The sequence below is a fragment of the Streptomyces sp. P1-3 genome, assembly GCF_050613155.1.
Lineage (GTDB): Bacteria > Actinomycetota > Actinomycetes > Streptomycetales > Streptomycetaceae > Streptomyces.
Genome location: NZ_CP192512.1, coordinates 6,063,631 through 6,083,112 on the forward strand (window position 1 = coordinate 6,063,631; position 19,482 = coordinate 6,083,112).

At 70.8% G+C, this 19,482-nt stretch carries 18 protein-coding genes; 9 read left to right on the plus strand and 9 right to left on the minus strand.

Annotation, left to right across the window (positions count from 1 at the left end; translation table 11 throughout):
- The first annotated feature begins 110 nt into the window (after positions 1–110).
- The 6 genes from ACQUSR_RS25875 to pgi all read left to right on the plus strand — a co-directional run bounded on the left by ACQUSR_RS25875 (position 111) and on the right by pgi (position 6,144).
- Positions 111–1,313: a phosphoglycerate kinase gene (locus ACQUSR_RS25875; RefSeq protein WP_431045013.1), complete on the plus strand. Its 1,203-nt coding sequence runs from the start codon at positions 111–113 to the stop codon at positions 1,311–1,313.
- A 5-nt stretch (positions 1,314–1,318) separates the two neighbouring features.
- Complete coding sequence (gene tpiA / locus ACQUSR_RS25880; protein WP_431045014.1) at positions 1,319–2,095, plus strand: triose-phosphate isomerase; 777 nt, start codon at positions 1,319–1,321, stop codon at positions 2,093–2,095.
- A gap of 170 nt (positions 2,096–2,265) precedes the next feature.
- Positions 2,266–2,493 carry a preprotein translocase subunit SecG gene (gene secG / locus ACQUSR_RS25885; RefSeq protein ID WP_431045015.1) on the plus strand — a complete coding sequence of 76 codons (228 nt, stop codon included), beginning with the start codon at positions 2,266–2,268 and terminating at the stop codon, positions 2,491–2,493.
- A 174-nt stretch (positions 2,494–2,667) separates the two neighbouring features.
- Positions 2,668–3,003, plus strand: coding sequence for an RNA polymerase-binding protein RbpA (locus ACQUSR_RS25890; protein WP_431045016.1), 336 nt, complete (start codon positions 2,668–2,670; stop codon positions 3,001–3,003).
- Between the two features lie 132 nt (positions 3,004–3,135).
- Positions 3,136–4,431 (plus strand): MFS transporter, encoded by a 1,296-nt coding sequence (locus tag ACQUSR_RS25895; RefSeq protein WP_431045017.1) that lies wholly within the window; start codon positions 3,136–3,138, stop codon positions 4,429–4,431.
- A 60-nt stretch (positions 4,432–4,491) separates the two neighbouring features.
- On the plus strand, positions 4,492–6,144 hold the full coding sequence (pgi, locus tag ACQUSR_RS25900) for a glucose-6-phosphate isomerase (protein ID WP_431047843.1): 1,653 nt from the start codon (positions 4,492–4,494) through the stop codon (positions 6,142–6,144).
- 28 nt (positions 6,145–6,172) lie between these two features.
- On the opposite strand, the gene ACQUSR_RS25905 is transcribed toward pgi, so the two are convergent.
- From ACQUSR_RS25905 to tkt, 6 genes are all read right to left on the minus strand, one after another.
- Positions 6,173–6,910 carry a hypothetical protein gene (locus ACQUSR_RS25905; protein WP_431045018.1) on the minus strand — a complete coding sequence of 246 codons (738 nt, stop codon included), beginning with the start codon at positions 6,908–6,910 and terminating at the stop codon, positions 6,173–6,175.
- A 174-nt stretch (positions 6,911–7,084) separates the two neighbouring features.
- Entirely contained in the window at positions 7,085–7,867 is a 783-nt protein-coding gene (gene pgl, locus ACQUSR_RS25910) for a 6-phosphogluconolactonase (protein ID WP_431045019.1), read from the minus strand.
- Positions 7,864–8,940, minus strand: coding sequence for a glucose-6-phosphate dehydrogenase assembly protein OpcA (opcA, locus tag ACQUSR_RS25915; RefSeq protein WP_431045020.1), 1,077 nt, complete (start codon positions 8,938–8,940; stop codon positions 7,864–7,866). The genes pgl and opcA overlap by 4 nt, the downstream gene beginning before the upstream one ends.
- On the minus strand, positions 8,937–10,478 hold the full coding sequence (gene zwf / locus ACQUSR_RS25920) for a glucose-6-phosphate dehydrogenase (protein WP_431045021.1): 1,542 nt from the start codon (positions 10,476–10,478) through the stop codon (positions 8,937–8,939). Before zwf ends, opcA begins: the two co-directional genes overlap by 4 nt.
- A complete protein-coding gene (tal, locus tag ACQUSR_RS25925; RefSeq protein ID WP_431045022.1) occupies positions 10,475–11,593 on the minus strand; it encodes a transaldolase in 1,119 nt (372 codons plus the stop codon). Before tal ends, zwf begins: the two co-directional genes overlap by 4 nt.
- A 35-nt stretch (positions 11,594–11,628) precedes the next feature.
- Complete coding sequence (gene tkt / locus ACQUSR_RS25930; protein WP_431045023.1) at positions 11,629–13,707, minus strand: transketolase; 2,079 nt, start codon at positions 13,705–13,707, stop codon at positions 11,629–11,631.
- A 370-nt stretch (positions 13,708–14,077) separates the two neighbouring features.
- On the opposite strand from tkt, the gene ACQUSR_RS25935 reads away from it, so the two are divergent.
- From ACQUSR_RS25935 to ACQUSR_RS25945, 3 genes are all read left to right on the plus strand, one after another.
- Complete coding sequence (locus ACQUSR_RS25935; RefSeq protein ID WP_431045024.1) at positions 14,078–15,025, plus strand: heme o synthase; 948 nt, start codon at positions 14,078–14,080, stop codon at positions 15,023–15,025.
- Positions 15,026–15,072: 47 nt separating this feature from the next.
- Positions 15,073–15,432, plus strand: coding sequence for a hypothetical protein (locus ACQUSR_RS25940; protein ID WP_431045025.1), 360 nt, complete (start codon positions 15,073–15,075; stop codon positions 15,430–15,432).
- A gap of 71 nt (positions 15,433–15,503) precedes the next feature.
- Positions 15,504–16,619, plus strand: coding sequence for an amidohydrolase (locus ACQUSR_RS25945; protein WP_431045026.1), 1,116 nt, complete (start codon positions 15,504–15,506; stop codon positions 16,617–16,619).
- Here ACQUSR_RS25945 and ACQUSR_RS25950 read toward each other — a convergent pair.
- The 3 genes from ACQUSR_RS25950 to ACQUSR_RS25960 form a co-directional block, all read right to left on the minus strand.
- The gene (locus ACQUSR_RS25950) at positions 16,568–17,578 is read right to left on the minus strand and encodes a COX15/CtaA family protein (protein ID WP_431045027.1); all 1,011 of its coding nucleotides are present in this window, start codon (positions 17,576–17,578) and stop codon (positions 16,568–16,570) included. The genes ACQUSR_RS25945 and ACQUSR_RS25950 overlap by 52 nt on opposite strands.
- A gap of 99 nt (positions 17,579–17,677) precedes the next feature.
- Positions 17,678–18,394 (minus strand): ABC transporter permease, encoded by a 717-nt coding sequence (locus ACQUSR_RS25955; RefSeq protein WP_431047845.1) that lies wholly within the window; start codon positions 18,392–18,394, stop codon positions 17,678–17,680.
- Positions 18,395–18,477: 83 nt separating this feature from the next.
- A complete protein-coding gene (locus tag ACQUSR_RS25960) occupies positions 18,478–19,404 on the minus strand; it encodes an ABC transporter ATP-binding protein (RefSeq protein WP_431045028.1) in 927 nt (308 codons plus the stop codon).
- Positions 19,405–19,482: the final 78 nt, after the last annotated feature.

Here is a 19,482-nt window from a genome sequence, read left to right on the forward strand (position 1 = left end):
GCCCGATCCGGCACTGAGCGGCAATTCGATGTGAGCAACGGGGCTCGCGCAGCGCGCACATGCGCAGCACGGGCCCCGTTGTTCGTGGTAGCCACATAGGAGTCCACACCATGAAGACGATCGACGACCTTGAGGTGGCCGGGAAGCGGGTCTTCGTCCGCGCCGACCTCAACGTCCCGCTCGACGGCGACACCATTACCGACGACGGCCGGATCCGGGCCGTCGCGCCGACGATCGCCAGGCTGGCCGAGGCCGGCGCCAAGGTGATCGTCGCCTCTCACCTGGGCCGTCCCAAGGGTGCCCCGGACCCGCAGTTCTCGCTCGCACCGGTCGCCAAGCGGCTCGGTGAGATCCTCGGCAAGCCGGTCGCCTTCGCGGCCGACACCGTGGGGGACAGCGCGAAGGCCACCGTCGCCGCTCTAGGCGACGGCGAGGTCACGCTGCTGGAGAACCTCCGCTTCAACGCCGGCGAGACCAGCAAGGACGACGCGGAGCGGGCCGCCTTCGCCGACCAGCTCGCCGCGCTCGCGGACGCGTACGTCGGCGACGGCTTCGGCGCCGTGCACCGCAAGCACGCCTCGGTCTACGACCTCCCGGCCCGGCTGCCGCACGCCGCGGGCGACCTGATCGCCACCGAGGTCGGCGTCCTGAAGAAGCTCACCGAGGACGTCAAGCGCCCGTACGTGGTCGTGCTCGGCGGTGCCAAGGTCTCCGACAAGCTCGCCGTCATCGACGAGCTGCTCGGCAAGGCCGACCGCCTGCTGATCGGCGGCGGCATGGCGTACACCTTCCTCAAGGCCAAGGGCTACGAGGTCGGCATCTCCCTCCTTCAGGAGGACCAGATCCCGGCCGTCACCGAGTACATGGAGCGGGCCGAGAGGGACGGCGTCGAGCTGGTCCTGCCGGTCGACATCCTGGCCTCGGCCGACTTCCCGGACCTGAAGACGAAGGCCCCCGCGGACTTCGTCACCGTCGACGCCGACCGGATCCCCTCCGACAAGGAGGGCCTGGACATCGGCCCGAAGACCCGTGAGCTGTACGCGTCTAAGCTCGCCGACGCCGCGACCGTCTTCTGGAACGGTCCGCTCGGTGTCTTCGAGCACCCGGACTACGCCGGTGGCACGTCTGCCATCGCCCAGGCGCTCCTCGACACCGACGCCTTCACCGTCGTCGGTGGTGGCGACTCGGCCGCGGCCGTCCGCACGCTCGGCTTCGACGAGACCGCTTTCGGCCACATTTCGACCGGTGGCGGGGCCAGCCTCGAATACCTTGAGGGCAAGACCCTCCCCGGCCTCGCCGCACTGGAGGACTGAACACAGTGAGTGACCGTATCCCGCTGATGGCGGGCAACTGGAAGATGAACCTCAACCACCTTGAGGCCATCGCGCACGTCCAGAAGCTCGCCTTCGCGCTCGCCGACAAGGACTACGAGGCCGTCGAGGTCGCGGTCCTGCCGCCCTTCACCGACCTGCGCTCGGTGCAGACGCTGGTCGAGGGCGACAAGCTGAAGATCAAGTACGGTGCCCAGGACCTCTCGGCGCACGAGTCCGGGGCGTACACCGGCGAGGTCTCCGGCTCGATGCTCGCCAAGCTGAAGTGCGCCTACGTCGCCATCGGGCACTCCGAGCGGCGGCAGTACCACGCCGAGACCGACGAGCTGTGCAACGCCAAGGTGAAGGCCGCGTACCGGTACGGCCTCACCCCGATCCTGTGCGTCGGCGAGGGCCTGGAGGTCCGCAAGGCCGGCAACCAGGTCGCGCACACCCTCGCGCAGGTCGACGGCGGTCTGAAGGACATCCCGGCCGAGCAGGCCGAGACCATCGTGATCGCGTACGAGCCGGTGTGGGCCATCGGCACCGGCGAGGTCGCCACGCCCGAGGACGCGCAGGAGGTCTGCGGGGCGATCCGCGGCCGGCTGGCCGAGCTGTACGACCAGGAGCTGGCCGACAAGGTCCGCATCCAGTACGGCGGCTCGGTGAAGGCCGGGAACGTCGCGGCGATCATGGCGCAGCCGGACGTGGACGGCGCGCTGGTCGGCGGCGCGGCACTGGACGCCGACGAGTTCGTCAAGATCGTCCGCTTCCGGGACCAGTAAAGGTCCGCGGACACCGCGACGAGCAGCAGCTATGACGACGGGCACTCACCGTCGTACGCTGTCGGGGCCGGGACCGGCGTGGACGCGCCCCCCGGCCCCGACGCTATTGTTCGCTTTTGTCTGGGTTTTCGTCAGTTTCTGCACCCGAGAGAGTTGGTCCAGCCGTGGTCATGGGGTTCTCGATCGCCCTCATCATCTTCAGCGTTCTGTTGATGATGCTGGTGCTCATGCACAAGGGGAAGGGCGGCGGCCTGTCCGACATGTTCGGCGGCGGCATGCAGTCCTCCGTGGGTGGTTCTTCGGTCGCCGAGCGCAACCTCGACCGGATCACCGTCGTCGTGGGCATGCTCTGGTTCGTCTGCATCGTGGCCCTCGGCCTGCTCATGAAGCTCGACTGAAACTCGGCAGCTGACGTACCGTCGTCTGTCCGGCCTATCATGGGGCTGGCGTCCTCGGGGGCGGGCGGTGTAACTCCTGCCACTGGACGCGCGTTGGGCCTTACGTAGACTGGGGCGCCCGCAGCGGAGCTCATATCGACGCTTCGCGGCACCATCACGCAGGGAGTTACGACCGTGGCAAGTGGCAACGCGATCCGAGGGAGTCGGGTCGGAGCGGGGCCGATGGGAGAGGCCGAGCGAGGCGAGTCCGCGCCGCGTCTGCGCATCTCCTTCTGGTGCGCGAACGAGCACGAGACTCAGCCGAGCTTCGCCAGCGACGCGCAGATCCCGGACACTTGGGACTGCCCCCGCTGCGGCCTCCCGGCCGGCAAAGACCGGGACAACCCGCCGGCCGCGCCGCGCACCGAGCCGTACAAGACGCATCTGGCGTATGTACGGGAGCGGCGGAGCGACGCCGACGGCGAGGCCATCCTCGCTGAGGCCCTCGCCAAGCTCCGGGGCGAGATCTAGCGGAATCCGATCCGGCACAGCGGTAGAACGGCCTGTCCGGGCACCCGTCGAGGGTGCCCGGACAGGCCGTTGTCAGTGCCGGGTCCTACCGTGTGGGGAGGGTGAGCCCGCGAGACGTGGACGGGGGGCGGCATGACCGAGCTGGAGTCGGGCGAGCAGGGTGCGGGGGAGCGGCGGGCCGGCGCGCGCGCCTGGCTCGGGGTCGCCGCGTCGGGACCAGGGGGAGGCTTCGGGCGGCTGTGGTCCGCCGCCGTGGTGTCGCGGTTCGGTGACGCGCTGCGGGGCGCCGCGCTGCCGCTGCTCGCGGTGTCACTGACCGACTCGGCGCTGCTGGTGTCGCTGGTGACCGCGTGCGGTTTCCTGCCCTGGCTGCTGTTCGGACTGCTAGGTGGGGCGCTCGCGGACCGGGTGGACCAGCGGCGGGCGATGTGGGCGGTGGACGCGGCGCGCGCCGTGCTGATGGCCGGTTTCGCCGCCATGGTGTGGCTGGGCCAGGCCACGATCGCCTGGCTGATCGTGCTGGCCTTCGCCCTGACCACGCTCCAGACGCTGTTCGACAACGCCGCCACGGCGCTGCTGCCGTCCGTGGTGCCGCGCGAGTCGCTGGGCCGCGCCAACGCCCGGCTGATGACCGGCCAGGAGATCGCGGGCCGGTTCGTCGGAGCGCCGTTGGTCCCGGTGCTGCTCGGGCTCGGGGTGGCCATGCCCTACGCGGCCGACGCCGCCACGTACGGTGTCGCCGCCGTGCTCGTCGCGTCGCTGCGGGCGGACCCGCCGGCACGCGACCCCCGTGCCCCGGGCCGCACGATACGACGCGACATCGCCGACGGCCTGCGAACTCTGTGGCGGGACAGGACGCTGCGGGCCCTGTGCGTCTCCACGGCGCTGTGCAACATCGGCATAGGCGCCCTCATCGCCACTCTCGTCCTGATGGTCACCGGCTGGCTGGGCGCGGGCGAAGCCGGCTACGCGGCCGTCATCACCGTCTACGGCATAGGCAGCGTCCTCGGAGGGCTGTTGGCTCCGCGCTTCGTGGAACGGCTGGGCCAGGTCCGCGCGCTGGCCCTGTGCGGCACCGCGCAGGTCGGGGCGCTGATCGCACTCGGGACGGTGCGCAGCCTGCCCGTCGCCGTCGCCGCCCTCGGGGTCTTCGGCTGCGCCGGAATGATCTGGAATGTCACGGAGGTGACGATGATGCAGGAGCGCAGCCCCGCGGAGGCCCTCGGCCGGGTGAGCGCGGCGTTCCGCACGGCGTCGATCGGTGGCGCACCGCTGGGTGCCGTGCTCGGCGGGGTCGCCGCCGCGGCCTGGGGAGGCGGCGCCCCGGCGCTCCTCTCCGCGGTGGCCATGCTGATCGGCGTGCTGGCGATGGTCCCCGGCCTGAGGCGCGTGGCGGGCGGGGCTCCCGGGAAGCGACCGGCCACCTGACGGCCTTAAGGTTGGTGGCGGCGGGGTGCAGGCACGAGAAGAAGTGGGCTGATGTCCGAGATGAACAAGGAAGGCCGCGGCAGGCTGGACCAGATGCCTGAGTGGCACGCGCTGGCCAAGCACCGTCAGGAGCTCGGCGAGACCCATCTGCGTGAGCTGTTCGCCGACGACCCCGACCGCGCGAGCCGGTTCACCCTCCGGGTCGGTGACCTCCATCTGGACTACTCCAAGCACCTGGTGACGGACGAGACGCTGCGGCTGCTGCGTGAGCTGGCCGCGGCCGCTGGGGTGGCGGAGCTGCGGGAGGCGATGTTCCGCGGCGAGCGGATCAACACCACCGAGGACCGCGCGGTGCTGCACACCGCGCTGCGGGCACCGCGGTCGGCCGTTATCAAGACCGGTGGCAAGGACGTGGTGCCGGACGTGCACGCCGTCCTCACCAAGATGGCGACCTTCGCCGACCGCGTCCGCTCGGGCCAGTGGACCGGCCACACCGGCAAGCGCATCAAGACCGTCGTGAACATCGGGATCGGCGGCTCCGACCTCGGCCCGGCGATGGCGTACGAGGTGCTGCGCGCCTACACCGCGCGTGACATGGACTTCCGTTTCGTGTCCAACGTGGACGGTGCGGATCTGCACGAGGCGGTGCGCGACCTCGATCCGGCCGAGACGCTGTTCATCGTCGCCTCGAAGACGTTCACCACCATCGAGACCGTCACCAACGCCACGTCGGCTCGCAATTGGCTGCTGACCGGGCTGCGGGCGGGCCCCGAGGCCGTCGCCAAGCACTTCGTGGCCCTGTCGACGAACGCCGAGAAGGTCGCGGAGTTCGGCATCGACACGGCGAACATGTTCGAGTTCTGGGACTGGGTCGGCGGCCGCTACTCGTACGACTCGGCGATCGGTCTCTCACTGATGATCGCCATCGGCCCCGACCACTTCCGGGAGATGCTGGCGGGCTTCCACGAGGTGGATGAGCACTTCCGGTGCGCTCCCCCGGAGGAGAACGCACCGCTGCTGCTCGGTCTGCTGGGTGTCTGGTACAACAACTTCCACGACGCGCAGTCGCATGCGGTCCTGCCGTACAGCCACTACCTCTCGAAATTCACCGCCTACCTTCAGCAGCTGGACATGGAGTCCAACGGCAAGTCGGTGGACCGGCAGGGGAACCCGGTGGCCTGGCAGACCGGCCCGGTGGTCTGGGGCACGCCCGGGACCAACGGCCAGCACGCCTACTACCAGCTGCTCCACCAGGGCACCAAGGTCATCCCGGCGGATCTGATCGGCTTCGCGAACCCGGTGCCGGACCTCCTCCCGGGGCTGGCCGAACAGCACGACCTGCTGATGGCCAATCTCTTCGCGCAGGGGCAGGCGCTGGCGTTCGGCAAGACCGCCGACGAAGTCGCCGCCGAAGGCGTGCCCGCCGAACTGGTGCCGCACAAGACGTTCCGCGGCAACCACCCGACGACCACGCTCCTGGCCAAGGAACTCACCCCGTCGGTGCTGGGCCAGCTGGTCGCGCTGTACGAGCACAAGGTGTTCGTCCAGGGCGCCATCTGGAACATCGACTCCTTCGACCAGTGGGGCGTGGAGCTCGGCAAGGTGCTGGCCAAACGGGTGGAGCCGGCGCTGACCGACGGTGCGGAGGTGCCGGGCCTGGACGCGTCCACCGCCGGACTGGTCGCCACGTACCGCGAGATGCGCGGCCGCTGATGCCCGGGGCCGGCCGTGGTGGCTGCGGCTACCGCGGCCGGTCCGTAGGTTCGAGCATCGGGTTCCACTCCGTGACCCCGGTGACGTCATGCTCGCGCAGCGCTTGCAGATAGGTGCCGATCCGGCCGGCCTTGACACTGCCGTGGTGGCAGGCGAGGGTCCGCGGGTGTACGGCCTCGATCTTGTCCAGGGCGTGGTCCAGATGGGCACGTGACGGGAAGATGCCCACGCTCTTGTACATCTGGATCATGTGGTCCGTCTGATCGGCCTCCGTGATGGCGTGTCCGCCGTCCGGCCCGATGAAGACGTCCGAGCAGAAGACCGTCCCGGTGGTCGGGTCGTACGGGAGCATCGACTCCCACGTGTGCACGTACGGGGTGATCAGGAAGCGCAGCCGGTGGGCACCCAGGTCCAGCTCGCTGTCCCCGTCCACGACCATGGGGTCGCGGTCCGCCAGGTCGGCGTTGACGGCCATGCCGATCGGACTGCATACGGCGACCGAGTGCGGCGCCCGGCTCAGAAAGCCGTTGAGCGCGCCGGACTCGTCACCCTCGAAGTGCGGCACCACCAGATAGCGCAGGGTCGCCGGGTCGATCAGCTCGGAGACGGCCCTGTACGTCTCGTCGAAGGCGCGGCGGAATCCGGTCTCGACCAGCGTGGGGGCCTCGTCGCGGATGAGGAAGAAGCTGGTGGTGAAATCCAGGTCCGGGTCGGTCATCACATTGACGCGGTAGACATCCGGAGAGATCTCGTCGACGGCAGCCATGGCGCCTCCTCTGACCGAACAGGTCCGATATTTCAGCGTACGCCCCGCCGTGCGTACGCCCCGCCGTCCGTTCGTCTCGACCGCACCCGAGGACACGAAGACGCCCGGCCGGGGAGTCCGGCCGGGCGTCTTCGTGTCAAGGGATCCTGTTGGTGTCAAAGGATCCTGCGGGCCTCAGGGCGACGCCGGGGGGTACAGGCTCCGGGGCAGCCCCGCGGCGGCGGCCGCGTCCAGCAGCCACAGCGTCCTGCCGCGGCCGTACGCCCCCGCCGCCGGGGCCTGGATCTCCCCGGCCCCCGACAGCGCGATGGTCACCGCCTTGGCCTTGTCCTCGCCCGCCGCCAGCAGCCACACCTCACGGGCCCCGCGGATCGCGGGCAGCGTGAGCGAGATCCGGTTCGGCGGTGGCTTCGGCGCGCCCCGCACCCCGACCACGGTCCGCTCCGTCTCCCGCACCGCGGGCAGCTCGGGGAAGAGCGAGGCCACATGGGCGTCAGGCCCGACCCCCAGCAGCAGGACGTCGAAGGACGGCACCAGAGAGCGGTTCTCAGGTCCCGCCGCGGCCGCCAGCTCGGCGGCGTACGCCTCGGCGGCGGCCTCCGCGTCGCTGCCGAAGGGGCCGTTGGACGCGGGCATCGGGTGCACGCGGGCCGGGTCGAGCGGCACCGAGTCCAGCAGCGCCTCCCTGGCCTGGGTCACGTTCCGATCCGGGTGGCCGTCCGGCAGATACCGCTCGTCCCCCCACCACACGTCCAGCCGCGACCAGTCCACGGCGTCCCGCGCGGGCGCCGCGGCGAGCGCGGCCAGCAGGCCGTTGCCGTTGCGCCCGCCGGTGAGGACCACGGAGGAGGAGCCCCGTGCGGCCTGGGCGTCCACGATCTTCGTGATCAGCCGGGCCGCCGCGGCCTGGACCATCAGCTCCTTGTCCCGGTGCACCACGATCTGAGGGGTGGTCACTTCGCCGCCTTCTTGGCCGTCGTCTTCTTGGCAGCCCCGGCAGTGCCGCCCCCAGAAGGAGCGCTCCCGGGAGCGCCGGCCTCGGACGCAGCGGTTTCGGATATGGCGGCCCCGGACCGGGTCCCCTCGGCCGACGCCGTGTCCTGGCTCCTGGCGAGCTTGGCGACCCCGAACTTCACCGCGGACGCGTACGTCTCGTCCGGGTCCAGCCGGCGCAGCTCCTCCGCGATCAGCTCGGACGTGTCGCGCCGGTGCAGCGCGACGTGGCGGTCGGGCTGCCCCGGCATCGCCAGCTCGGCCAGCGAACCGTCCGCCCGGTCCAGGCAGATCGTGCCGTCGGCCGTCTGCAGCCGCACAGCGGTCAGCCCCGGGCCCTGCGAGACCTGGCGCTCGACCGGCACCCTCAGCCGCTCGGCGAGCCACAGCGCGAGCAGCTCGCTGCTCGGGTTGTACGCCTCACCCTCGACGACCGCGGACTTGATGGCCGAGTGCTTCTGGTCCAGCGCGGCCGCCAGCACACTGCGCCAGGGGGTGATCCGGGTCCAGGCCAGATCGGTGTCGCCCGGGGTGTACGCCTGGGCGCGCAGCCCCAGCGTCGCCACCGGGTCCTCGGTGGCCTGCGCGTCGGTGATCCGGCGCGCCGCGAGCTGCCCGAGCAGATCCTCGCTGGGGTTGTCGGGTGCGTCCTCCGGCCACCACACGACCACCGGGGCGTCCGGCAGCAGCAGTGGCAGGACGACCGAGTGGTCGTGGTTGGCCAGTTCGCCGTGGAGCCGAAGCAGCACCGTCTCACCGGTCCCGGTCTCCCCGCCGACCCGTACCTCCGCGTCCAGCCGGGCGATCTTGCGGTCGCGCGGAGAGCGGCCGGGCCGCTTGATGACGACGAGGATGCGGGACGGGTGCTCCTTGGACGCCTCGCTGGCGGCCTTCAGCGCGTCGTAGTGGTTGCCCTCGTCCGTGACGATGACGAGGGTGAGCACCATGCCGACGGCAGGCGTGCCGGTCGCCCGGCGTGCCCGCACCAGAGCCGCGTTGATCTGGCTGGACGTGGTGTCCGTGAGATCGATGTTCATGGCCGGCGCCAGCTCCGTCCGTCTCGTGCGAGCATCTCGTCCGCCGCCTTCGGCCCCCAGGTCCCGGCGGTGTACTGCTCGGGCTTGCCGTGCTTGTCCCAGTACTCCTCGATCGGGTCGAGGATCCGCCAGGACTCCTCCACCTCCTGGTGGCGCGGGAAGAGGTTCGCGTCGCCCAGCAGGACGTCCAGCAGCAGCCGCTCGTACGCCTCGGGGCTGGATTCTGTGAAGGACTCGCCGTACGCGAAGTCCATCGTCACGTCCCGGATCTCCATCGAGGTGCCGGGCACCTTGGAGCCGAACCTGATGGTGATGCCCTCGTCCGGCTGCACCCGGATGACCAGGGCGTTCTGCCCCAGTTCCTGGGTGTCGGTGGTGTCGAAGGGGGAGTGCGGGGCGCGCTGGAAGACCACCGCGATCTCGGTGACCCGGCGGCCGAGCCGCTTGCCCGTCCGCAGGTAGAAGGGGACACCCGCCCAGCGGCGGTTGTCGATCTCCAGCTTGATGGCGGCGTAGGTGTCGGTCTTCGACTTCGGGTCGATGCCCTCTTCCTCCAGGTAGCCGAGGACCTCCTCGCCGCCCTGCCAGCCGTGGGCGTACTGCCCGCGCACGGTGTGCTTGCCCAGCTCCCGCGGCAGCTTGACGGCCTTGAGGACCTTCAGCTTCTCGGTGACCAGTGCCTTGGCGTCGAAGGAGGAGGGCTCCTCCATCGCGGTCAGGGCGAGCAGCTGGAGCAGGTGGTTCTGGATGACGTCGCGAGCGGCGCCGATGCCGTCGTAGTAGCCCGCGCGGCCGCCGATGCCGATGTCCTCCGCCATGGTGATCTGCACATGGTCGACGTAGGACCGGTTCCACAGCGGCTCGAACATCGTGTTGGCGAAGCGCAGCGCCAGGATGTTCTGGACCGTCTCCTTGCCCAGGTAGTGGTCGATACGGAACACGTCGCTGGGCGGGAATACCTGGTGGACGACCTGGTTGAGCTCTTGCGCGCTGGCCAGGTCGTGGCCGAACGGCTTCTCGATGACCGCGCGCCGCCAGGAGTCGCCGAGCCCGTCCGACAGGCCGTGCTTCTTCAGCTGCTGCACGACCGTGGGGAAGAACTTCGGCGGAACGGAGAGATAGAAGGCGAAGTTGCCGCCGGTGCCGCGCGCCTTGTCGAGATCCTCGATCGTCGCCTTCAGGGTCTCGAAGGCCTCGTCGTCGGAGAACTCGCCGGGTACGAAGCGGAAGCCCTCGGCGAGTTGCTGCCAGACCTCCTCGCGGAACGGCGTCCTGGCGTGTTCCTTCACCGCGTCGTGGACGACCTGGGCGAAGTCCTCCTGCTCCCAGTCGCGGCGGGCGAAGCCGACGAGCGAGAAGCCCGGCGGCAGCAGGCCGCGATTGGCCAGGTCGTAAACGGCCGGCATCAGCTTCTTACGTGACAAATCGCCCGTGACGCCGAAGATCACCAGGCCCGACGGCCCCGCGATGCGCGGGAGCCGACGGTCCTGGGCGTCACGGAGCGGGTTCGCCCCGTTGACGAAAGAAGACAATTTCATGCCTCCGAAGGAGCGAGGCGCTTGAGCTCCGCCTCGGTGGACTCCAGCAGGTCGTTCCAGGACGCCTCGAACTTCTCGACGCCCTCGTCCTCCAGCAGCTGTACGACGTCGTCGTAGGAGACGCCGAGCTTCGCCAGCGCGTCGAGGTCGGCCTTGGCCTGCTCGTACGTGCCGCGCACGGTGTCTCCGGTGATCTGGCCGTGGTCGTCCGTGGCCTGGAGCGTGGCCTCCGGCATGGTGTTCACCGTGCCCGGGGCGACCAGGTCGTCCACGTACAGCGTGTCCTTGTAGGCCGGGTCCTTGACACCGGTCGAGGCCCACAGCGGACGCTGCTTGTGGGCGCCCGCCTTGTCCAGCGCGGCCCAGCGGTCGCCGGAGAACACCTCTTCGTACGCCTGGTAGGCGAGCCGGGCGTTGGCCAGGGCGGCCTTGCCGCGCAGCGCCTTCGCCTCCTCGCCGTCGATCTTCTCCAGGCGCTTGTCGATCTCGGTGTCCACGCGGGACACGAAGAAGGACGCCACGGAACGGATCTTGGTCAGGTCCAGGCCCGCGGCCTTGGCCTTCTCCAGGCCGGCCAGGTAGGCGTCCATGACCTCGCGGTACCGCTCCAGCGAGAAGATCAGCGTGACGTTGACGCTGATGCCCAGCCCGATCACCTCGGTGATCGCCGGGAGGCCCGCCTTGGTGGCCGGGATCTTGATCAGGGTGTTCGGCCGGTCCACCAGCCAGGCCAGCTGCTTGGCCTCGGCGATCGTCGCGGCGGTGTTGTGCGCCAGCCGCGGGTCGACCTCGATGGAGACCCGGCCGTCCTGGCCGCCGGTGGCGTCGAACACCGGGCGCAGGATGTCGGCGGCGTCCCGGACGTCCGCCGTGGTGATCATGCGGACGGCCTCGTCGACGGTGACCTTGCGCACCGCGAGATCGGCGAGCTGCTGCTCGTAGCCGTCACCGCCGGAGATCGCCTTCTGGAAGATCGACGGGTTGGTGGTGACGCCGACGACGTGCTGCTGGTCGATCAGTTCGGCCAGGTTGCCGGAGGTGATCCGCTTGCGCGAGAGGTCGTCGAGCCAGATCGCGACGCCTTCTTCGGAGAGGCGCTTGAGTGCGTCGGTCATGAAATCTGCAACTCCTACTTGTTCTTATGCGAGAGTCAGCGCTCTGCGGCGGCGAGAGATTCCCGGGCGGCCTGCGCCACCGCGTCGGCGGTCAGCCCGAACTCGCGGAACAGCACCTTGTAGTCGGCGCTCGCGCCGAAGTGCTCCAGCGACACGATGCGGCCGGCCTCGCCCACGTAGCGGTACCAGGTCAGGCCGATGCCGGCCTCGACGGCGACCCGCGCCCTGACCGACGGCGGCAGCACGCTGTCGCGGTACTCCTGGTCCTGCTCCTCGAACCACTCGACGGACGGCATCGACACGACCCGGGTCGGCACGCCCGCGGCCTGGAGCTGCTCGCGCGCCTCGACGGCGAGCTGCACCTCGGAGCCGGTGCCGATCAGGATGACCTGCGGCTTGCCGCCCTCGGCCTCGAAGAGGACGTAGCCACCCTTCGCGGCGCCCTCGTTGTACTCGTACGTCGGCACGTTCTGGCGGGTCAGCGCGATGCCGTGCGGGGCCGGCTGCTCGCCGTGGCGGCGGACGATCTCACGCCAGGCGATCGCCGTCTCGTTGGCGTCGGCCGGGCGGACCATGTTCAGGCCCGGAATGGCGCGCAGCGCGGCGAGGTGCTCGACCGGCTGGTGCGTCGGACCGTCCTCGCCCAGGCCGATGGAGTCGTGCGTCCACACGTAGGTGACCGGCAGCTTCATCAGCGCGGCCAGTCGCACGGCCGGGCGCATGTAGTCGGAGAAGACCAGGAACGTGCCGCCGTAGACCCGGGTGTTGCCGTGCAGCGCGATGCCGTTCATGGTCGAACCCATGGCGTGCTCGCGGATGCCGAAGTGGATCGTGCGGCCGTACGGGTCGGCCTCCGGCAGCGGGTTGTCCTTCGGCAGGAAGGACGACGACGGGTCGATGGTGGTGTTGTTCGAGCCGGCCAGGTCGGCGGAGCCGCCCCACAGCTCGGGGAGCACCCCGCCCAGCGCCTGCAGGACCTTGCCGGACGCCTTACGGGTCGCGACGTCCTTGCCCGCCTCGAAGACCGGCAGCGCCCCCTCCCAGCCCTCGGGCAGCTCGCCCGCGCTGATCCGGTCGAACTCGGCGGCGCGCCGCGGGTTGTTGTCCCGCCACTCCTGGAGCTGCTTCTCCCAGGTGGCACGCGCCTCGCGGCCGCGGTCGACCACCGCGCGGGCGTGGGTCAGCACCGCGTCCTCGACCGGGAAGTCCTGCTCGGGGTCGAAGCCCAGCACCCGCTTGGTGGCCGCGACCTCCTCGGCGCCGAGCGCCGAGCCGTGCGAGGCCTCGGTGTTCTGCGCGTTCGGCGCGGGCCAGGCGATGATCGTGCGCGCCGCGATGATCGAGGGGCGCTCGGTCTCCTCCTGCGCGGCCTTGAGCGCCGCGTACAGCGCGTGGATGTCGAAGTCGCCGTTGGCGCCCTGCTCGATGCGCTGGACGTGCCAGCCGTACGCCTCGTACCGCTTGAGGACGTCCTCGGACAGCGCCGTGGCGGTGTCGCCCTCGATCGAGATGTGGTTGTCGTCGTACAGCGCGACGATGTTGCCCAGCTTCTGGTGGCCGGCCAGCGAGGACGCCTCGGCGGAGATGCCCTCCTCCAGGTCGCCGTCGGAGACGATCGTCCAGATGGTGTGGTCGAACGGGGAGGCGCCCTCGGGTGCCTCCGGGTCGAACAGGCCGCGCTCGTAGCGTGCGGCCATCGCCATGCCCACGGCGTTGGCGATGCCCTGGCCCAGCGGTCCGGTGGTCGTCTCGACACCGATGGTGTGCCCGTGCTCGGGGTGGCCGGGGGTCAGGCTGCCCCAGGTGCGGAAGGCCTTGAGGTCGTCCAGCTCCAGGCCGTAGCCCGACAGGAACAGCTGGACGTACAGCGTCAGGCTGGTGTGGCCGGGGGACAGGACGAACCGGTCGCGGCCGGCCCACTGCGCGTCCGACGGGTCGTGCCGCATCAGCTTCTGGAAGAGCAGGTACGCGGCGGGCGCGAGACTCATGGCCGTGCCAGGGTGGCCGTTACCGACCTTCTGTACGGAGTCCATGGCCAGGACGCGGGCGGTATCGACGGCCCGCTGGTCCAGTTCGGTCCACTCGAGGTCTGTGGTGGTCGGCTTGGTGCTCACCCTGGGTCAGGGCTCCTCTCCACATGTCCAATGCCGGTGACGATGTGCACACCGGGCGCTTTGAGCCTACCCCTGGAATCACGGTCATTTTTTCGAGCTCCGAATGCCGGACATGCGGCTATTCCATTGAGCGGCACGCCATTCCTATGAGCGGAGCGTGAGCGCCGCGTCATTCCATTGAGCGGCCCGCCGGACATTCCCAGCGTGCCGGGCGGCGTCCGGCTTCGCCTCCCGGAACGGCTGCCAACACGACCCACCCCCGCGATGGGCCGGGTACCCGCTACGTCTAGAGTGGCGTGGTACGCGCAAGTCTTTATCGGACGTTCATGTCCGGAGCTTGCTGGTTCTGCTGCTTCCACCAGGGGTGTGCGTGACGGCCGTCGAATCCCGTCCTGCGGGGGTGCTCGCTGCGAGTCCGAGCCCCAGCCACCGGCCGTTCGGGGCCCGTGTCAAGGCGTTCGTGGCGCTGACCAAGCCCCGCGTCATCGAGCTGCTGCTCATGACGACGGTCCCGGTGATGTTCCTGGCGGCCGAGGGCGTCCCCGACCTGTGGCTCGTGCTGGCCACCTGCGTCGGCGGCTACCTCTCCGCCGGTGGCGCGGGCGCGTTCAACATGTACCTCGACCGCGACATCGACGCGCTGATGGACCGGACGTCGCAGCGCCCGCTGGTCACCGGCATGGTCACCCCGCGTGAGTGCCTGGTCTTCGCCTACGCGCTGGCCGTCGTGTCCACCGTCTGGTTCTGGACGCTGGTCAACCCGCTCTCGGCGATGCTGTCGCTCGGCGCACTGCTGTTCTACGTCGTGGTCTACACGATGTGGCTCAAGCGGCGGACCGCGCAGAACATCGTCTGGGGCGGCATCGCCGGATGCATGCCGGTCTTCATCGGCTGGTCGTCGGTGACCAACTCGGTCTCCTGGGCCGCGCTGGTGCTGTTCCTCGTCATCTTCTTCTGGACGCCTCCGCACTACTGGCCGCTGTCCATGAAGGTGAAGGACGACTACGAGCGCGTGGGCGTGCCCATGCTCCCGGTCGTCGCGGGCAACAAGGCCGTGGCCCGGCAGATCGTCGCGTACAGCTGGGTGATGGTGGGCATCTCGCTGCTGCTGTGGCCGCTGGGCTACACCGGCTGGTTCTACCCGGCGGTCGCGGCGGTGCTCGGCGCCTTCTGGCTCAAGGAGGCGCATGCGCTCCAGGCGCGCGCCAAGGCCGGGGTGACGGGCCCGAAGCTCAAGGAGATGAGGCTGTTCCACTGGTCCATCACCTATGTGTCGCTGCTCTTCGTCGCGGTCGCGGTGGACCCCTTCCTCCGCTGACCGGTCGGCCCTTCCTCCCTTGATTACCGGCGGGTAGCATCGTGTCTATGGCAGACACGAAGCAGGCGGACGGCGTCCAGCAGCCCGACATGGACAAGCGCGCCGAGAAGCGCGCCAAGCGCCTCGCCGACCAGATCGCGGCCTTCGCCAAGAGCCACGGCGGAAGCGCTGAAGGCCAGCTCGCGCACATCGCGCGGGGCAGTACCCGGATCGCCCTGGTCGGCGCCAACGGCGAGTGGGGCAACCTGGTCGCTCCCTCGTACGAGATCGCCCAGCGCGCCGCCGAGCTCGCCGGGCTCACCCTCCAGGACGACTTCGACGGCGAACTCGCCGCCAAGGTCCGCACCGGCCCGTACGAATGGACCCGCATGGCCGGGATCCAGATCGGCGGGCCCGGCAACGGCTGAGCCGACGGCCGACACCTGACGGCGTCCGGCCCGTTAGACCCTGCGGGGGCCGGACGGGCAGGGAGACGCGGATGAGCGGCGGCACCGACGCCAGGACGCCCCTGCCGCCGCTCGTCGACCAGCACAGCCACGGAGCGCTGCACACCGAGCTCGGGCTGGGGGCGTTCGAGACGCATCTCGCCGCGGCGGCCGGGGCGGGCGGTACGACGGCGCCCTCGGGCACCACCTACTTCGACAGCTGGACGGGGCTGGCGGTGCGCCGCTGGTGCCCGCCGCTGCTCGGCCTCGAGGCCTACTGCCCGCCGGTCCGCTATCTGGCCAGGCGCCGGGAACTGGGTGCGTACCGCGCCGGGCGCCTGCTGCTGCGCGGCGCGGGCATCGGCACCTTCCTCCTGGAGGCCGACACCTTCCTGCTGGATTCCGGCGCACCGGGCGAGCGGACCTCGGCCGCCGAGCTGGCCGCCGCCGCGGACGGCCGCGGCCACGAGATCGTCCGGCTGGAGCCGCTGGCGGGGCAGGTCGCGGACACTTCCGGCGGTGTCGACGCCTTCATGGGGAACACCGCCGAGGCGCTGTACGCCGCCGCCCAGCACGCCACCGCCTTCGCCTGCGGCGTCACCCTCGCCGACGGCGCGCCGCCCGACCCGCGCCAGGTGCGTCGGGTGGCGGGAAGCTGGCTGAACAGCCGACCCACCGGCGCCCGGCCGACCGACCCGCACCTGCTCCGCCACCTGTTGTGGAGCGCGGTGGCGACCGGCCTGCCGGTCCAGCTGCACTGCGGCGACCCGCGGTCGCTGGCCGGCTTCCTGCGCGCCACCGCGGGGCTCGGCACCGACCTGGTGCTGCTGGCGCGCGAACCGCACCACCGCCACGGCGCCCAGCTCGCGGCCGCCTTCCCGCACGTCTACGCCGACGTCGGACCCCGCCCGGAGGAGACCCTGGGCCGGGCGCCGTTCGGGAAGCTGCTGTTCTCCACCGGGGCGCGGGCACTGCCCGAGCTCTACGTGACCGGCGCCCGGCTGTTCGCACGGGCGATGTCCCGGCTGGCCGCCGAATGGATCGCCGACGGGGTGTGCTCACCGGCCGAAGCGCGGCGGATCGCCGGCCTGGTCGCGGCCGGCACGGCCCGCCGCGTCTACCGGCTGGAGGCGGACGCCTCGACCGCCGCGGCCGGCTCCACCGGCTGAACGGCCTCGTGCTCGCCGCCCGGCCCGGGTACGGCCGGCAGCTCGGCGCGCTCGCGCTGGGCGAGGAAGACCCGCAGCACGGCGATCCACACCAGGCAGGAGCCGAGCATATGGGCGCCGACGACGATCTCCGGCAGGTGCGTGAAGTACTGGACGTAACCGATCACGCCCTGCAGGAGCAGCACGCCGAACAGCTCCTGCACGGGGCGGCGGGCGGCCGCGGGCGCGTCCACGGCCCGCAGTGCGAACCACAGCGCGACGGTCAGGCCCACGACGATGTAGACGAAGTCCACATGCAGCTGGGTGATCTCCTGCCAGTCCAGCGGGATGCGGTCCACCTTCTTGGCGTCGCCCGCGTGCGGCCCGGTGCCGGTCACCACGGTGCCGATCACGATCAGCGCGGCGGTCGCGGCGACCAGCAGCCCGGTGAGCTGCCGGAGGGGACGGGAGACCAGGTCCCGGGCCGGGGCATCGCCCTCCCGGGTGCGCTGCCAGGTCACCACGGCCACCGACAGCAGGGTCGTGGAGAGCAGGAAGTGCGAACTGACGATGTACGGGTTGAGCCCGGTGAGCACGGTGACACCGCCGACGACGGCGTTGCCCATGACGATCCAGAACTGCACCCAGCCGAGCCGGGTGAGGCTGGTACGAACGGGCGTACGGGCGCGGGCGGCGACGATCACCAGGCCGACGACGGCGCACAGGACGTACGTCAGCATGCGGTTGCCGAACTCGATGACACCGTAGACGCCCATCTCGGAGGTGGGCGTCAGACTGTCGTCGGTGCACTTCGGCCAGGTCTCGCAGCCGAGCCCGGACTGGGTCAGCCGCACCGCGCCGCCCGTCACGACGATGACGACGGCCATCACCACGGAGGCGAGCGCGGCCTGCCGCACGAAGCGCGCGGAGGGCTGCCAGCGGCGGGCGATCAGCTCGAGGGGATTCAGCGAATTCGGCACGGGCACCATCGTAGGCCGGAGCTTGTGCAGCTTTTCACGAGGGTCCCGGGAGATCCCCCACGGTCACTCGATCCCCTGCGGTCACTCGACTCCCCGCGGTCACTCCCAGCGGAAGAACCGCGCCGCCGCACCCAGCCCCAGGACCGCCCACGCCGCGAGGATCCCCAGGTCCGCCCACGGCGTCCCGGCTCCGTCCCGCAGCACGTCCCGCAGACCGTCCGACAGCGCCGCGATGGGCAGCAGCTGGAGCACGCTCTGCGCGGCGTCCGGGAACTTCTCCAGCGGCACCATGACCCCGCCGCCGACCAGGAGCAGCAGGAAGACCAGGTTGGCGGCGGCCAGGGTCGCCTCCGCCTTGAGCGTGCCCGCCATCAGCAGTCCGAGTCCGGAGAACGCCGCCGTCCCCAGGGCCAGCAGCAGTGCCACGGACACCGGATCGCCGTGCGGCGACCAGCCGAGCCCGAACGCGATGGCGATCAGCAGCGCGACCTGTAGGACCTCGGTGACCAGGACCGAGCAGGTCTTCGCGGTCATCAGCGCCCAGCGCGGCAGCGGCGAGGCGCCGAGCCGCTTGAGGACGCCGTACCGCCGCTCGAAACCGGTCGCGATGGCCTGCCCGGTGAAGGCGGTGGAGAGCACGGCCAGCGCGAGCACGCCGGGCGCGAGGAAGTCGACCGCCTCGCCGTCGCCGGTGTCGATGACGTCGACGGTGCTGAACAGGACGAGCACGAGCGCCGGGATCACGACGGTCAGCAGCAGCTGCTCGCCGTTGCGCAGCAGCATGCGGGTCTCCAGCGCCGCCTGGGCCCGGATCATCCGGGGCAGCGGTGCCGCGCCGGGCTTCGGGGAGAAGGTGCCGGTGGCGGTGGAGCGCTCTGTGGTTCGCTCGCTTCGCTCGTTCACGATCGCAGCTCCTTGCCGGTCAGCTCCAGGAAGACGTCCTCCAGAGTGTGCCGTTCGACCGAGATCCGGTCGGGCATGACGCCGTTCTGTGCGCACCAGGAGGCGACGGTGGCCAGTAGTTGCGGGTCGACTCTTCCGGTGACGCGGTACGAGCCGGGGGTCAGCTCGGCGGCCGCGGTGTCGTCGGGCAGCGCCTTGAGGAGGGAGGCGAGGTCGAGGGCGGGGCGGCCGGTGAACCGCAGGGTGTTCTCGGCGCCGCCGCGGCACAGCTCCTCCGGGCTGCCCTGCGCGATCACCCGGCCGCCGTCGATGATGGCGACGTCGTCGGCGAGCTGCTCGGCCTCGTCCATGTGGTGGGTGGTGAGCACGACGGTGACGCCGTCGTCGCGCAGGTCCCGTACCAGGTCCCAGGTGGCGCGGCGGGCCTGCGGGTCGAGGCCGGCCGTCGGCTCGTCGAGGAAGACCAGCTCGGGGCGGCCGACGACGGCCATGGCCAGTGCGAGCCGCTGCTGCTGGCCGCCCGAGAGCCGCCGGTAGGTCGTGCGGCCGCAGGAGCCGAGCCCCAGGCGCTCGACGAGCAGGCCGACGTCCAAGGGGTGGGCGTGCAGCGTGGCGGTGTGCCGCAGCATCTCTTCCGCGCGCGCGCCGGAGTAGACCCCTCCGGACTGGAGCATCACCCCGATGCGCGGACGGAGGGCGGCGGCGTCGGCGACCGGGTCGAGGCCGAGGACGCGCACGGTGCCCGCGTCCGGTCGGCGGTAGCCCTCGCAGGTCTCGATGGTGGTGGTCTTGCCGGCCCCGTTGGGGCCGAGCACGGCGGTCACGGAGCCGTGCGCGACGGACAGGTCGAGCCCGTCCACCGCGGTCTTCGCCCCGTACCGCTTGACCAGGCCGACGACCTCGACCGAGGGCTCATTACGCATGCCGGGAAGTCTACGAACCGTTTCGCGCCGCCGGGGCGGCAGGGCGGAAAGAGGCCATTCTGTTGATCGTTTCCGCAG

Bases quoted from the DNA above. Each gene is read 5' to 3' on its own strand.
- ACQUSR_RS25875 (WP_431045013.1), top strand. From the start codon at position 111: ATGAAGACGATCGACGACCTTGAGGTGGCCGGGAAGCGGGTCTTCGTC.
- secG (WP_431045015.1), top strand. From the start codon at position 2,266: ATGGGGTTCTCGATCGCCCTCATCATCTTCAGCGTTCTGTTGATGATG.
- ACQUSR_RS25895 (WP_431045017.1), top strand. From the start codon at position 3,136: ATGACCGAGCTGGAGTCGGGCGAGCAGGGTGCGGGGGAGCGGCGGGCC.
- pgi (WP_431047843.1), top strand. From the start codon at position 4,492: ATGAACAAGGAAGGCCGCGGCAGGCTGGACCAGATGCCTGAGTGGCAC.
- ACQUSR_RS25905 (WP_431045018.1), bottom strand. From the start codon at position 6,910: ATGGCTGCCGTCGACGAGATCTCTCCGGATGTCTACCGCGTCAATGTG.
- opcA (WP_431045020.1), bottom strand. From the start codon at position 8,940: ATGAACATCGATCTCACGGACACCACGTCCAGCCAGATCAACGCGGCT.
- zwf (WP_431045021.1), bottom strand. From the start codon at position 10,478: ATGAAATTGTCTTCTTTCGTCAACGGGGCGAACCCGCTCCGTGACGCC.
- tal (WP_431045022.1), bottom strand. From the start codon at position 11,593: ATGACCGACGCACTCAAGCGCCTCTCCGAAGAAGGCGTCGCGATCTGG.
- ACQUSR_RS25940 (WP_431045025.1), top strand. From the start codon at position 15,073: ATGGCAGACACGAAGCAGGCGGACGGCGTCCAGCAGCCCGACATGGAC.
- ACQUSR_RS25945 (WP_431045026.1), top strand. From the start codon at position 15,504: ATGAGCGGCGGCACCGACGCCAGGACGCCCCTGCCGCCGCTCGTCGAC.
- ACQUSR_RS25955 (WP_431047845.1), bottom strand. From the start codon at position 18,394: ATGATCCGGGCCCAGGCGGCGCTGGAGACCCGCATGCTGCTGCGCAAC.
- ACQUSR_RS25960 (WP_431045028.1), bottom strand. From the start codon at position 19,404: ATGCGTAATGAGCCCTCGGTCGAGGTCGTCGGCCTGGTCAAGCGGTAC.